The organism is Photorhabdus laumondii subsp. laumondii (genome assembly GCF_003343245.1).
Taxonomy (GTDB): Bacteria; Pseudomonadota; Gammaproteobacteria; order Enterobacterales; family Enterobacteriaceae; genus Photorhabdus; species Photorhabdus laumondii.
Genome location: NZ_CP024901.1, coordinates 2,918,679 through 2,931,917, shown reverse-complemented (window position 1 = coordinate 2,931,917; position 13,239 = coordinate 2,918,679). Strand labels below are relative to the sequence as shown.

The 13,239-nt window shown below is 41.6% G+C and carries 14 protein-coding genes; 9 read left to right on the top strand and 5 right to left on the bottom strand.

All coding sequences use genetic code 11. The features are described 5' to 3' along the window. Positions 1 to 2: 2 nt before the first annotated feature. Genes oppC through oppF form a run of 3 tightly spaced genes read left to right on the top strand, consistent with a single transcriptional unit; the run spans position 3 to position 2,917 of the window. Positions 3 to 911 (top strand): oligopeptide ABC transporter permease OppC, encoded by a 909-nt coding sequence (gene oppC, locus PluTT01m_RS12845; protein WP_011146714.1) that lies wholly within the window; start codon positions 3 to 5, stop codon positions 909 to 911. Between the two features lie 9 nt (positions 912 to 920). Continuing rightward, positions 921 to 1,919: an ABC transporter ATP-binding protein gene (gene oppD / locus PluTT01m_RS12840; RefSeq protein WP_011146713.1), complete on the top strand. Its 999-nt coding sequence runs from the start codon at positions 921 to 923 to the stop codon at positions 1,917 to 1,919. Beyond that, positions 1,916 to 2,917 carry a murein tripeptide/oligopeptide ABC transporter ATP binding protein OppF gene (gene oppF / locus PluTT01m_RS12835; protein WP_011146712.1) on the top strand — a complete coding sequence of 334 codons (1,002 nt, stop codon included), beginning with the start codon at positions 1,916 to 1,918 and terminating at the stop codon, positions 2,915 to 2,917. The genes oppD and oppF overlap by 4 nt, the downstream gene beginning before the upstream one ends. Before the next feature lie 128 nt (positions 2,918 to 3,045). On the opposite strand, the gene PluTT01m_RS12830 is transcribed toward oppF, so the two are convergent. Both PluTT01m_RS12830 and cls read right to left on the bottom strand, forming a co-directional pair. Then, positions 3,046 to 3,375, bottom strand: a complete 330-nt coding sequence (locus tag PluTT01m_RS12830; RefSeq protein ID WP_011146711.1) for an HI1450 family dsDNA-mimic protein — start codon at positions 3,373 to 3,375, stop codon at positions 3,046 to 3,048. Positions 3,376 to 3,486: 111 nt separating this feature from the next. Beyond that, positions 3,487 to 4,947: a cardiolipin synthase gene (gene cls / locus PluTT01m_RS12825; RefSeq protein WP_041380093.1), complete on the bottom strand. Its 1,461-nt coding sequence runs from the start codon at positions 4,945 to 4,947 to the stop codon at positions 3,487 to 3,489. 371 nt (positions 4,948 to 5,318) lie between these two features. On the opposite strand from cls, the gene PluTT01m_RS12820 reads away from it, so the two are divergent. Together PluTT01m_RS12820 and tonB are read left to right on the top strand one after the other, a co-directional pair. Further along, entirely contained in the window at positions 5,319 to 5,501 is a 183-nt protein-coding gene (locus PluTT01m_RS12820; protein ID WP_011146709.1) for a YciY family protein, read from the top strand. 101 nt (positions 5,502 to 5,602) lie between these two features. Continuing rightward, positions 5,603 to 6,283: a TonB system transport protein TonB gene (tonB, locus tag PluTT01m_RS12815; RefSeq protein WP_011146708.1), complete on the top strand. Its 681-nt coding sequence runs from the start codon at positions 5,603 to 5,605 to the stop codon at positions 6,281 to 6,283. Between the two features lie 62 nt (positions 6,284 to 6,345). Here tonB and yciA read toward each other — a convergent pair whose 3' ends face one another. Next, complete coding sequence (gene yciA / locus PluTT01m_RS12810) at positions 6,346 to 6,777, bottom strand: acyl-CoA thioester hydrolase YciA (protein ID WP_011146707.1); 432 nt, start codon at positions 6,775 to 6,777, stop codon at positions 6,346 to 6,348. 77 nt (positions 6,778 to 6,854) lie between these two features. Beyond that, positions 6,855 to 7,391, bottom strand: a complete 537-nt coding sequence (locus tag PluTT01m_RS12805) for a septation protein A (protein WP_011146706.1) — start codon at positions 7,389 to 7,391, stop codon at positions 6,855 to 6,857. A gap of 213 nt (positions 7,392 to 7,604) precedes the next feature. Here PluTT01m_RS12805 and PluTT01m_RS12800 point away from each other — a divergent pair, with 213 nt between their 5' ends. The 3 genes from PluTT01m_RS12800 to PluTT01m_RS12790 all read left to right on the top strand — a co-directional run bounded on the left by PluTT01m_RS12800 (position 7,605) and on the right by PluTT01m_RS12790 (position 11,217). Next, on the top strand, positions 7,605 to 9,362 hold the full coding sequence (locus PluTT01m_RS12800; protein WP_011146705.1) for a SulP family inorganic anion transporter: 1,758 nt from the start codon (positions 7,605 to 7,607) through the stop codon (positions 9,360 to 9,362). 265 nt (positions 9,363 to 9,627) lie between these two features. Beyond that, complete coding sequence (locus PluTT01m_RS12795; RefSeq protein WP_011146704.1) at positions 9,628 to 10,173, top strand: Ail/Lom family outer membrane beta-barrel protein; 546 nt, start codon at positions 9,628 to 9,630, stop codon at positions 10,171 to 10,173. A gap of 516 nt (positions 10,174 to 10,689) precedes the next feature. After that, positions 10,690 to 11,217 carry an Ail/Lom family outer membrane beta-barrel protein gene (locus tag PluTT01m_RS12790; protein ID WP_011146703.1) on the top strand — a complete coding sequence of 176 codons (528 nt, stop codon included), beginning with the start codon at positions 10,690 to 10,692 and terminating at the stop codon, positions 11,215 to 11,217. Between the two features lie 167 nt (positions 11,218 to 11,384). On the opposite strand, the gene PluTT01m_RS12785 is transcribed toward PluTT01m_RS12790, so the two are convergent. Continuing rightward, positions 11,385 to 12,155: a YciC family protein gene (locus PluTT01m_RS12785; RefSeq protein ID WP_011146702.1), complete on the bottom strand. Its 771-nt coding sequence runs from the start codon at positions 12,153 to 12,155 to the stop codon at positions 11,385 to 11,387. Between the two features lie 430 nt (positions 12,156 to 12,585). Between PluTT01m_RS12785 and ompW the strand changes: the two genes are divergently transcribed. Next, positions 12,586 to 13,227: an outer membrane protein OmpW gene (gene ompW / locus PluTT01m_RS12780; protein ID WP_011146701.1), complete on the top strand. Its 642-nt coding sequence runs from the start codon at positions 12,586 to 12,588 to the stop codon at positions 13,225 to 13,227. Positions 13,228 to 13,239 lie beyond the last annotated feature (12 nt).

Here is a 13,239-nt window from a genome sequence, read left to right as displayed (position 1 = left end):
CAATGATAGTTAATAAACAAAATAGCGAAGCTCTGGAAAATTTCTCTGAGCAATTAGAAATTGAAGGCCGTAGTTTGTGGCAGGATGCACGACGTCGTTTTATTCACAACCGGGCAGCGATTGCCAGTTTGTGTCTGCTATCTTTGATTACTTTGTTTGTGATCTTGGCACCGATGTTAGCTCAATTCACTTATGACGATACTGACTGGGCCATGATGTCGATGCGACCTGATTTTGAATCTGGTCACTATTTTGGTACCGATTCTTCCGGCCGTGATTTACTGGTGCGTGTTGCCATTGGGGGGCGCATTTCATTAATGGTTGGGGTGGCAGCCGCTTTGGTTGCGGTCGTCGTCGGGACCTTATATGGATCATTATCCGGCTATATGGGCGGAAAAATAGATTCAGTCATGATGCGTATGTTGGAAATTTTGAACTCATTTCCATTTATGTTCTTTGTGATCCTGCTGGTGACCTTCTTCGGACAGAATATTTTTCTGATATTTATCGCCATCGGTATGGTGTCATGGTTGGATATGGCGCGTATTGTCCGCGGTCAGACACTGAGCTTGAAACGTAAGGAGTTTATTGAGGCGGCGTTGGTGTGTGGTGTGCCAACCCGTCATATTGTGCTGCGCCATATTGTCCCTAATGTGTTGGGAGTGGTGGTGGTTTATGCCTCTTTATTGGTGCCAAGCATGATTCTGTTTGAATCATTTCTTAGTTTTCTGGGATTGGGAACTCAAGAGCCGTTAAGCAGTTGGGGCGCATTGTTAAGTGATGGTGCGAATTCGATGGAAGTTTCCCCGTGGTTGCTGATGTTTCCTGCCGGTTTTCTGGTGGTGACACTGTTTTGTTTTAACTTTATCGGCGATGGCTTGCGTGATGCCCTCGATCCGAAAGATCGTTAAGGAGGTAACATGGACAGCGTTAAAAACCAGAAAAGTTCTGAGCCGTTGTTAATTGTTAAAGAGTTGGACGTGACTTTTAGCACCCCTGACGGGGATGTTACCGCGGTGAACAAGCTGAATTTTGATTTACGAGCGGGGGAAACGCTGGGAATTGTGGGTGAATCTGGTTCTGGCAAATCACAAACCGCTTTTGCTTTGATGGGGCTACTGGCCAGAAACGGCAAAATTGGCGGTTCCGCTATTTTTAATGGCAGGGAAATTCTTAACCTTGAAGAGAAAGCGCTTAACCGCATGAGAGCAGAAGAGATATCAATGATATTTCAGGACCCAATGACATCTCTCAATCCCTATATGCGTATCGGCGATCAGCTTACAGAAGTATTGATGTTGCATAAGCATATGAGTAAAAGTGAAGCATACCTTGAATCGATACGGATGCTGGATGCCGTCAAAATGCCAGAAGCACTTAAGCGAATGCGGATGTATCCTCATGAATTTTCTGGTGGGATGCGTCAGCGTGTGATGATCGCGATGGCGTTGTTATGTCGACCAAAATTGTTGATTGCTGACGAACCGACAACCGCACTTGATGTCACGGTTCAGGCTCAGATTATGACTTTACTGAATGAGCTGAAACGGGAATTTAATACCGCGATTATTATGATTACTCACGATTTGGGGGTGGTTGCTGGTATTTGTGACAAAGTGTTGGTGATGTATGCGGGGAGAACGATGGAATATGGTTCGGCCCGTGAAGTGTTTTATCAACCAACCCATCCTTATTCTATTGGCCTGCTTAATGCTGTTCCACGTCTTGATGGTGATGAAGCATCGTTGACGACCATTCCCGGAAATCCACCTAACTTATTACGGTTGCCGAAAGGGTGTCCGTTCCAGCCACGCTGCCAGTTTTCAGTAGATCGTTGTGTAAATTGTGATCCAGGGTTAGAGACATTTGGCAACGGGCGTTTGCGAGCTTGTTTTAAAGCACCGGGGGAATTGGTATGAGTCCGATTGAAGAAAGACGTGTGCTGCTGGAAGTAGCAGATCTGAAAGTTCACTTTGATATCAAAGATGGCAAACAATGGTTTTGGCAACCAACAAAAACCTTGAAAGCGGTTGATGGTGTCACATTAAGATTATACGAAGGGGAAACCCTTGGTGTGGTTGGTGAATCCGGTTGTGGTAAATCGACTTTTGCGCGTGCAATTATCGGATTGGTTAAGTCTTCCGGTGGTTCGGTAACGTGGTTGGGAAAAAGCCTGCTGGATATGGATGATAAACAGTGGCGGGATATTCGTAGTGATATCCAGATGATATTCCAGGATCCATTAGCATCCTTAAACCCGCGAATGACGATTGGCGATATTATCGCTGAGCCACTGCGCACTTATCATCCGAAGATGAAAGGGCTGGAAATTAAAGAGCGGGTAAAAGCCATGATGATGAAGGTTGGGTTATTACCGAATTTGATTAACCGTTATCCGCACGAATTCTCTGGTGGTCAATGTCAACGTATTGGAATTGCCCGTGCACTTATCCTTGAACCTAAATTGGTGATTTGTGATGAGCCGGTATCTGCACTTGATGTATCCATTCAGGCTCAGGTCGTTAACTTGTTGCAAAAATTACAACGAGAAATGGGGCTGTCGCTAATTTTTATCGCTCATGATCTGGCGGTGGTTAAGCACATATCTGACCGTGTACTGGTGATGTACCTTGGGCATGCAGTGGAGTTGGGTACTTATGATGAGGTTTACCATAATCCACAGCACCCTTATACCAAGGCGTTGATGTCGGCGGTACCGGTGCCTGATCCAGATAAAGAACGAAATAAACACATTGAATTGTTGGAAGGGGAATTACCGTCACCTATCAACCCGCCATCAGGATGTGTTTTCCGTACACGTTGCCCGATGGCAGATCCTGAATGTGCTAAAACCCGACCATTGATGGAGGGGAGTTTCCGCCATGCCGTGTCTTGTTTGAAGGTTGATCCATTGTAGTTATTGAGGGACACTCAATGTGAGAGTTACTTTTGGGGTTTTATATCAGGATTCAGACCTGCCTTAAAACGGGTAGCTCTCACTTTTTGCATAAAAAAGAGCAGATCAAAATAACTGACTTTAATTTTTCACTCTTTCCACAAAATATGGTAAATCGGGTGAGATTTTTCTCGACAAATAAGGATGCGGGCAAAAACATCGTTGATCTCAGCATCCTCAGATTCTGCTAGCCCGATAATGACTTCGGCAAAGAAATCAGGGTTTGGATTGAAATCCACGTGTTTAAGCCACCCATCAGAAGGGGGCAGTAATTCTGCGCCGCCACGTATTTCGAATTGTAAGCTAAATAGCAGAATATCAGCGGGGTCAAGGTTGAACGAAGCCAGTTCGAGAAAGATGTCATAGGCTTTCTCAAGGGTTTCATCTTCTGTCATGCGGTTATTGAGGTCTAAATCCATAGCTTGTGGAGATCTGTTGTCCATATTGATTTATTCGTAGGTCATGATGAAGAATTAAAGCATGTTGAAGCGTTGATTGGTACCCCCGTCTTTACAAGACGAGGGTATTGGTCACAGTAGCGGGCTAAAGAAGTAACAAATACGCTCAATAATCCGATGCCACAAAGGGCGTTGTTCCCACTCATGAGTTTCCAGCAATGTAGAATGGGCGATATAATCGTATTGCACCAGCGTCAGATCATTACCAAAGTTTTCATCATCAATCACCACGGTAATTTCGAAATTTAGCCACAGGCTACGCATATCGAGATTAACGGAACCCACCATGCTGAGTTGGCCATCAACTAAAACGCTTTTAGTATGTAGCAATCCATCTTCAAATTGATAAATCTTAACACCGGCGTTTAATAGTTCAGCAAAAAATGCCCGGCTTGCCCAACGAACTAAAAAGAAATTATTTCTGCGTGGAACGATAATAATAACCTCAACCCCTCGTAAAGCGGCGGTGCAAATAGCATTTGTCAGGTCATCACTGGGAACAAAATAAGGGGTAGTTAAAATCAGTTGCTTACGGGCAGAGAAAATAGCCGTCATTAAAGATTGTTGAATCAACTCCTCAGGGAATCCGGGGCCGGATGCAATAACCTGAGTTGTGTGTCCACTGGCCTGTTCAAATGGCATGATATTGTTATCTGGTGATGGCGGAAAGATACGTTGACCTGTTTCCATTTCCCAGTCACAAGCGTAAATAACCCCCATGGTTGTAGTAACCGGTCCTTCCATTCGTACCATGATATCGATCCATTGCCCAACACCGGCATCTTGTTTAAAAAAGCGTGGATCGACCATATTCATACTGCCGGCATAAGAGATATAATCGTCTATCAAGATAATTTTACGATGCTGGCGCAGATCCATACGGCGTAGAAATAGACGGAATATATTGACTTGCAAAGCTTCAACAAATTCAATTCCCGCCTGGCGCATGATATCCGGGTATTGGCTACGGCAATATAACCAGCTACCGGCTGAATCCACCATAATACGGCATCTGACTCCTCGGTGTGCTGCGGCCATAAGAGCATCCGTCACTTGCTCAACCAAGCCGCCGGTTTGCCAGATGTAAAACACCATATCAATACTGTGTTTGGCATTCTCAATATCTTTGATAATGGTTTTTAGTGAATGGTCATAGGTTTTCAGTAGTTGGATCTTGTTACCTTTAACACCCGCCAGCCCTTGCCGTCGTTCGCAAAGCTGGAATAGTGGTGTCGCGACTTCGCTATTTTCTGTCGCGAAGATATGGCGAGATTTGCGCAATTCTTCAAGCCATACGGTTGTTGAAGGCCACATGGCTTTTGCTTGTTCAACTCTGCGTTTTCCCAAATGCAGCTCACCAAATGACAGGTAAGCGATGATTCCAACTAAGGGTAGGATATAGATAATCAGCAGCCAGGTCATAGCAGAAGTGACCGGCCGGCGTTTTATCAGAATGCGTAAAGTGATACTGGCAACAATCAGCCAATAAAAGAAAATAGCAAGCCAACTTAGGACGGAATAAAAGGTTGTCATATTCGGCAATCAATCCTGTTTTGTTCAGACATCTTTGGTGGCGTTTAACGCGGTTTCCTCAAGACTCGGGATATACCTGTTATCTTTCAAGTTGCCTCTTTGTTGGCTACACTCTCTCACCCCGGTCACATCGTTATCTATGCTCCCGGGGATTCGCTCCCTTGCCGTCGCGATGCATCTTGAAATCCATAGGGTATATAAACGATCTAATTAACTTGGTGAATTTACCAAAAAATCGGCAAATATACTGCAAGCATCATACTTGATATTGGTCATTTCGCATTATTGATACAAAAAGTACTATCCAGATACGCCTTGGATATCTTTTTTAAAGGCTTATAATGAGCGTGATGTTTTTATAGGTAGGTTTTATGAAACGTAGTCGGAATGAAGTAGGGCGGTGGCGGATGTTACGCCAGAATCTCAACCGCCGTCGCCGTTGGTTGGAAGGGCAATCAAGACGTAATTTGCGTATTTATTCACTACGTAAATTAGATGGTTATAAACAGCGTCGAGCTTTATTGTTTGTTCAGCATGGCGAATGGATACATTGAAAAAATAATATTTTTGGCCTTATATTCACGCTCACCTACAATCTTTATTGAATATGATTGCTATTTGCATTTAAACTAGCAGTCATTCGAGGATTGACTTTATGCTGCTAATCAAGAATTCCCTTATGCGCTGGATACATTGGCCAATATTGTTGTCAGTTTGTTTACACGTTTCTGTTGCTGCCGCACTTTTTTGTTCTGCAATACCGGAAAAGCAGCCTGATGCTGCACTTATGTCTGTTGCTATGATTCAGTTAGCTGCCGAAGAAGCGCCTGTTTCAGAACCGGCAGCACCAGAACCTGAATCAGAGCCAGAGGAGCCGGAACCTGTTCCAGAGCCGGTAATTCCAAAACCAGAGGTGAAGAAGCTAAAACCGGAAGTGAAGAAAAAGATTGTTAAAAAGCAATCTGAACCCGTTGAAAAGAGGGCTGAGCAACCGGAAAAGCCGTTGTTTAATCAGAATGCATTAGCTAACCGTACTGATAATAATCAGAATAAACCGGTGGTTAAACCGCAGAATGGGCCAAGAGCATTAAGTAAAGCGTTACCTGTCTATCCATCCAGAGCGTCAGCCTTGGGCACCGAAGGTTATGTGAAAGTCAAATATGATATTGATGAAGACGGACGGGTAAAAAATATAGAAGTGATTGGGGCTAATCCACCTAATGTTTTTGAACGGGAGGTGAAAAAAGCGATGAGAAAATGGCGCTTTGAAAAAATACCCGCGCTTGGTTATATCACAACCGTCGAATTTAAAATTACGGGTATATCTCAATCCTGATTGTCGGGGAAATGCAAAATAAAAAAGGAGCATTATTAACACGCTCCTTTTTCGATTAATGTTTATTCGCTAGTACTGCTAGCGAGTTGAAAGTGGGTTTTACCTTCTGGTAACCGACGTGAAGTATTATCTTCATTTACCGCAACATAAGTGAATACCGCTTCGGTTGCACGATAGCGTTGGCCGACAGGTTCAGAGGCGACTTTCTTCACCCAGACTTCAATGTTGATGGTAATCGAACTGTTACCGGTTTTGAGGCAATGTGCATAGCAGCAGACGACATCACCAACGGCAACAGGTTTCAAGAAAGTAATACCATCTACTCTGACAGTGACAACACGGCCTTCCGCAATTTCTTTTGCCAGAATTGCACCACCAATATCCATTTGTGACATTAACCATCCACCAAAAATATCTCCATTGGCGTTGGTATCAGCGGGCATAGCCAGTGTGCGGAGGACTAACTCTCCGTTAGGTAATTGTTGTTGTGTCATTGAAAACTTTACTTTATTTGATGAAAAAACAATACCTGCCTACAGACGATAGCAGGCAGGTATCCATTTGAATAGGGTTACTTCTGTTCGCGTGGCAGGTGACGGTAAATATATACTACACTGAGCACGGTGAAAACCAGAGTCAGGGCAGTCAGACCAAATACTTTAAAATTAACCCAGACATCTTGTGGTAACCAGAATGCGACATAAATATTAGCCAGCGCGCAGGCTGTAAAAAACAGCGCCCATGCCATATTGAGTTTATTCCAGACAAGATCGGGTAAAATTAACTCTTTTCCTAGCATTTTCTGAATAAGTGGTTTTTTCATAAACCACTGGCTGCCTAGCAAAGCTAATGCGAATAATGCATAAATTACAGTGACTTTCCATTTGATAAATAGATCACTGTGGAAAGCTAAAGTTAACGTACCGAAAACAGCAACCATGATAAACGTGATCAGGGAGGCTTTCTCTACTTTCCGGTAGATGAAATAAGTCATCGCGACAGCTAAACCGGTAGCGGCGATCAACGCCCCGGAAGCGTAGAAAATGTCATACATCTTGTATACGACAAAAAAGACGACTAGAGGTAGAAAGTCTAAAAGTTGTTTCATATTTGAACCTATTGTAATTCCGGCATCTGATTATCATCCGATAATGGACTAGCAGCAACAGTATGGTTTTATCTTTCAATAAAAAAGGTTTTTATCGATCGGTTTCGCACAATTTTACCATAAAGAGCGGCGTAATTAACTTCCGGTTGTCAGTGAACATATAAGGCAGCATTATAACGAAAACCCGTTGAAAAATAAGAGGGCATAAACCAGATGCAGTGGAAAAAACTACAGCGTTGGATGCCAGGGTTGGGCAATTTTTCTCATTATCGCAAGGAATGGTTTAGTCATGATTTAAGAGCTGGGCTTTCTGTTGCCGCAGTTGCTCTGCCAGTTGCTATTGCTTACGCCGAATTGATGGGAATAAGTGCAATTATCGGTCTTTATGCATGCATTTTACCCATGTTCGCTTATGCACTATTTGGTACTTCAAGACAGTTGATTGTCGGGCCAGATGCCGCAACGTGTGCCGTTATTGCAGCGGCTGTCGCGCCATTGGTTTTTGGTAATGAAGATGTACGCTGGCAGCTCACGATCGTAATGACCTTAATGACCGGGATATGGTGTGTTCTCGCCAGTCACTTCCGATTAGGCGCGTTTGCTGATTTTCTTTCCAAACCGATCCTGAAAGGATTAATGAATGGTGTTGCATTGACAATCATTGTGGATCAGCTAGCTAAAGTCTTTGGTTTTGCTGGCGTTCCGATGGGATTGATTGAACGGGTGATCGCATTACCTGCCAAGCTCATGAGTACACATTTACCGACGTTAGCAATGTCTGTTGCTATGGTATTGATTTTGCTCACTGTTCGTTTCTTGCGCCCGACTTGGCCGGGGCCTTTGTTAGCAATGGTATTAGCGACTTATATAAGCTGGCAATTTGATCTGGAAAAATATGGCGTTCAGATTGTTGGCAGTGTCAGCGGTGGGGGATTACCTGTTGTGCCAATGCCCGATTTTCAGCCTGGCATTATGCGTGAGCTAGTTATCCCATCTTTGAACCTTGCTGTTATCAGTTTTGTCAGTTTTATGATGACGGCCCGTAGCTTCGCCAGTAAAAACGGTTATCAGATTGATGCAGATTGTGAACTTAGGGCCTTAGGCATTGCGAACATTGCTTCTGCTTTATCACAAGGATTTGCTGTCAGTGCTGCCAGCAGTCGTACTGCGGTTAATGATACGATTGGTGGGAAAACGCAATTGGTCTCTGTTATTGCAGCGACCATTATTTTGCTGGTTTTGTTATTTATGACTCGTTTTCTGGCTTATATCCCATTGTCATCTCTTGGTGTGGTGCTGATTTATTCGGCATCGTCATTGTTAGGCTTACGGCAGATTTGGTCACTGAGGAAACGAAATCATCAGGCATTTACTTTATCACTATTTACATTCATTGCCGTGCTGGTGGTTGGTTTGATTAACGGTGTTGGTTTCGCCGTTCTGCTGGGTTTATTACAGTTTTTGCGAATTATATTCCGCCCGACAGATCAACTCTTGGGAGTGAATGACCAAGGAATGATTCATTCAATTAATCATGGCAATGATATTAAACCAATAGATGGTGTGATGATGTACCGATTTAACTCGCCATTGACTTATTTCAATGTTAGCTATTTTAAAAAACGGGTACTACAGCATGTCGACAGAATTCAAAAAATTAACAAAACGCAAAAACGTCCGGGTTGGCTGGTTGTCGATGCGGCTGTTAGTTTTACCCATGATGATGTCAGTGTCTTTGCTGCTATTGATGAGTTGATTAGTGAATTGAAAGTAAGAGATATCACCTTGGTGCTCGCCGGTCGTCGGACAGAACTTACCCGTTGGATAAAACAGAATAAACTGCGAAGTAGTGATGACGATCTGATTGTGGTGCCCGATCTCTATTTTGCGGTCCGAATGATTCAAAGTAAGCCTGAATGGTACTCTAATTACGCTAAAAGATATAATAGCGTTATTGAAATCAACCAATGAATACGATAAATAAAATAATAACATTGATGATTATAATCGAGAAAAATAGTTCTTAATTCCCGAACGTATGATTATTGACTGCTGCTCTTCTATTATCTGAGATATCAGATCCTGAATACCTGCTTTATTTAAAAATTTCTTGTTAAAAAACAATATGATTGGAATATTAAGTATTTACTACCACGTTACATTTTGTTTTTCGATAAGTATATTTTAACAAAGCAAAATCATGATTACTTGTACAATAACTATTTAGGACGTTCCAATGAAAAAGGCATTGATAGCCTCAGCAGTGGCAGTGGGTTTATCTGTATTCGCATTTGCAGCAAATGCTGGTGAACATACGATTTCTGGTGGATATGCTCAGAGTCATGTGAAAGTTGATGGTGAAAAGCTTGATGAAAACCCAAAAGGCTTTAACCTGAAATATCGCTACGAGCTGGATAATAATTTTGGTGTTATTGGTTCATTTACGCTGACACATCAGGGTTATGATTACTATTATGGTAGTAGCAAGATTGGTACTGGTGATTTAGATTATTATTCTCTGATGGCTGGTCCTACATATCGCTTTAATGAGTACGTGAGTGTATACGGTCTGGTGGGTGCTGCACATAGAAAGGTAAAGGGTGAATTTTCTGCCTATGGCTATGACTTTGAATATAAAGAGAGTAAGACCTCTGCTGCTTATGGTCTAGGATTGCAATTTAACCCTATGCCAAATTGGGTTATTGATGCATCTTATGAATATTCAAAACTGGGTGATTTCAAAGTTGGCACTTGGGTAATTGGTGCTGGTTATCGATTTTAAATAGTGTTTCCAATGTAGTCGTTCCTTTAAAGGGAATTCAGTCCAACTTTTGTGATCTGTGCAATCACATTAAGTGACTGAAGATAATAAATGAATGTTAGAACCAACTCTCTGTTAGCTTGTTAGATAGTTTATCTATTAAGTCTATCGAAATAATGAAAATAGAGAGAACATATTTTCATCAGGGATTATTGAAAGCGGGTATCCAGGTTTAGCCATGTAATCTGAAGATTATTCCTTTATTAGTTATCACTATCTATTCTATACAAAATTCCCTGTGGTAAAACAGGGAATTTTTTTGCGTTTATTCCAATAGTAATAAAGAACTAATAAGTACGAACAATAGTCGATTGCAGTGGGAAGATTTCCATGATACAGCGGAGCAGTCACTAGTTTCTTAGTTAAACGGGAAATTAACAATAAACGAGATTGAGTTGTTTTCTATTGATTGTTGATAAATAATCGCGCCTCGTAATTAATCTTTTCTATAATTTTATATAATATTAGGGATTTTCAATGAAAAGAACATTAGTGGCTTCAGTGGTAGCGGTAGGTTTATCTGTATTTGCATTTGCGGCAAATGCCGGTGAAAGTACGATTTCGGGTGGTTATGCTCAAAGTCATGTGAAGTTTAATGGTGAAAAGATTGATGGTAATCCAAAGGGAAAGGGTTTCAACCTGAAATACCGCTACGAGTTGGATAATAATTTTGGTGTTATTAGTTCATTAACATATACCCACAAGGGTTTCGATAAATTTGATGTGAATTATTATTCCTTGATGGCGGGCCCTGCATATCGTTTTAATGACTATGTTAGTGCATATGGTATGATTGGTGCTGCACGTGGAGAGTTTGAAGTTCCTGTTTTGAATGGGTCATATACCGAGGGTAAATCATCTGTTAGTTACGGACTGGGATTACAGTTTAACCCTGTTCCAAACTGGACTATTGATACATCCTATGAATACGCAAAATTTAATGACGCCAGATTGGGTGACCTTAAAGTAGGCACTTGGGTAGTTGGTGTTGGTTATCGGTTTTAATAGAAATTTGCTAATTTGTACTTAATTTAGCTAACTTTTCTACAGAAATTCCCTGTTATATGACAGGGAGTTTTTTGTGTTTATATCAATAGCAACGATGTGCTCACCCAGTTATCACTAGCTTATTCTGTTTACCCCATAGTTTTATCACTATGGGGCTTTGTTTGTTATATTGATTTTTGTTGTGGAGAGGCAATCAGCATATACAACCGGTATAGATAAATCAGCAAAATAGCTGAAATGAGGTTATTAAACACACCGAGAATAATCCCTGCCATCTCGCTGTGAATGAATGTTAGGCGGTCAATAATAAACACCAGCAAGAGCCTCGCGGTCAGCCATAAAAGAATTGCCGGAACCAGCAAGCGAATATTGGCAAATGCCAGTTTCCAGCTTATTTTCATAGAAGCAAAAACGCCGCGACGCTCGGCAGTCATAATCACGGGTGATAACGCCAGCGCGATCGACAAAATAATGCCTGGTACCAGCATCAGCATTAAGCCAAATTGAATCAACAGAGTGCAGATAAGCAGTAACAGGAACAGTTTCGGTAACTGGCTTGCTGATAAACCAATTGCCTGTAATGAAGAGATACGATTTCCCGCTGAAACTGCCGCAACCAGTGTCAATACACCACCAACTAGTAACACGCTACCAATCATGCTTGAGAAAATGGTTCCGATTCCCGCACGCATGATCATTGATTGTTGCTCTGGAGTCATTTGAGACACCAGCTCTTGAATACCGGCCTTGCCTGAGGTGGCAAACGTGAATTCTGCTTCTGTCAGCAACTTCATCTGTTCGCTGTCAGGAATAAACAGGTGCCCCAATAAGGTGGTAACCAGAGCCGCCAGAACGGCCAGGGTCAGGGTACTTAACAGTTGATTCTTGAAAAAGTTAAAACTGTCACGGTACAGGGTATTCGCCGTGATTGGCATGAAGACAGCTCCTATCAGGTTAAACAACAATACATAGGGGATGATTGTACCTTGTTATGGGGAAACGTGGATAGTAGAAACAAGATGATACGGATAAATTAATGGTTAGCTGTGATTGTTGATGACAGAAAAAAATTCTTCACATTATATTCTTAAGATAAAAATAAACATAAAATTAACCTTATTAAAACATAATGGAAATATAATGAGAGGAAAGATAAAACATCGGAATGGTAAAAAGATGACTAACTGATTAATAATAAATAAACTTTGATTTGGATCAAGTTAAAATAATTCCTAATTGAAATAATAATATTATAGATATGCGGTTTTACTGAAATTCTTTGAAAGATGTGATCTGTCTTGGATCATAATTTCTAATATATGAGTATATTTTGATTGACTTTAAATCACAGGAATGGGATGAATAATGAAAAAAATTTCTGCATTTGTATTAGCAGCGGCAACTTTAGTACCCTCATTCGCTTTTGCTCATGAAGCGGGTGATTTTATTTTCCGCACAGGCACTGCAACAGTAAGACCTAATACAGGTTCTGATAATGTATTGGGGGTGGGTTCTTTTAGTGCGGATAATAATACCCAGATGGGTTTAACTTTCAGTTATATGATGACCGATAATATTGGTTTTGAATTACTGGCAGGGACACCCTTCCAGCATCGGGTAAGTTTACCGGGTGTTGGTGATATTGCTAAAGTAAAACATCTACCGCCGACATTAATGGCGCAATACTATTTCGGCTCTAAAGAAAGTAGTTTCCGCCCTTATGTTGGTGTTGGTCTTAACTATACTACTTTCTTTAACGAAAAATTCAATGGTAATTCGGCTGTTAAAGATAATAACTTACATAGTCTGGACTTGAAAGATTCCTGGGGTGTTGCGGGGCAGGTTGGTCTGGATTATGAGTTAGATCAGAATTGGATGTTGAACGCCTCTGTGTGGTGGGTAAACATTGAAACAGATGTGAAATTTAAAGCAGGTGACCAGCAATATAAAATTGATACCCGGCTTGATCCGTGGGTATTTATGTTTGGGGTTGGTTATCACTTTTAATAAAAAAATGGG

What these genes read in the sequence shown, in the direction of transcription:
- oppF (WP_011146712.1), top strand. Translation starts at nt 1,916, where the DNA reads ATGAGTCCGATTGAAGAAAGACGTGTGCTGCTGGAAGTAGCAGATCTG.
- yciA (WP_011146707.1), bottom strand. Translation starts at nt 6,777, where the DNA reads ATGACACAACAACAATTACCTAACGGAGAGTTAGTCCTCCGCACACTG.
- oppC (WP_011146714.1), top strand. Translation starts at nt 3, where the DNA reads ATGATAGTTAATAAACAAAATAGCGAAGCTCTGGAAAATTTCTCTGAG.
- PluTT01m_RS12805 (WP_011146706.1), bottom strand. Translation starts at nt 7,391, where the DNA reads ATGAAACAACTTTTAGACTTTCTACCTCTAGTCGTCTTTTTTGTCGTA.
- tonB (WP_011146708.1), top strand. Translation starts at nt 5,603, where the DNA reads ATGCTGCTAATCAAGAATTCCCTTATGCGCTGGATACATTGGCCAATA.
- oppD (WP_011146713.1), top strand. Translation starts at nt 921, where the DNA reads ATGGACAGCGTTAAAAACCAGAAAAGTTCTGAGCCGTTGTTAATTGTT.
- PluTT01m_RS12800 (WP_011146705.1), top strand. Translation starts at nt 7,605, where the DNA reads ATGCAGTGGAAAAAACTACAGCGTTGGATGCCAGGGTTGGGCAATTTT.
- PluTT01m_RS12795 (WP_011146704.1), top strand. Translation starts at nt 9,628, where the DNA reads ATGAAAAAGGCATTGATAGCCTCAGCAGTGGCAGTGGGTTTATCTGTA.
- cls (WP_041380093.1), bottom strand. Translation starts at nt 4,947, where the DNA reads ATGACAACCTTTTATTCCGTCCTAAGTTGGCTTGCTATTTTCTTTTAT.
- PluTT01m_RS12785 (WP_011146702.1), bottom strand. Translation starts at nt 12,155, where the DNA reads ATGCCAATCACGGCGAATACCCTGTACCGTGACAGTTTTAACTTTTTC.
- PluTT01m_RS12830 (WP_011146711.1), bottom strand. Translation starts at nt 3,375, where the DNA reads ATGGATTTAGACCTCAATAACCGCATGACAGAAGATGAAACCCTTGAG.
- ompW (WP_011146701.1), top strand. Translation starts at nt 12,586, where the DNA reads ATGAAAAAAATTTCTGCATTTGTATTAGCAGCGGCAACTTTAGTACCC.
- PluTT01m_RS12790 (WP_011146703.1), top strand. Translation starts at nt 10,690, where the DNA reads ATGAAAAGAACATTAGTGGCTTCAGTGGTAGCGGTAGGTTTATCTGTA.
- PluTT01m_RS12820 (WP_011146709.1), top strand. Translation starts at nt 5,319, where the DNA reads ATGAAACGTAGTCGGAATGAAGTAGGGCGGTGGCGGATGTTACGCCAG.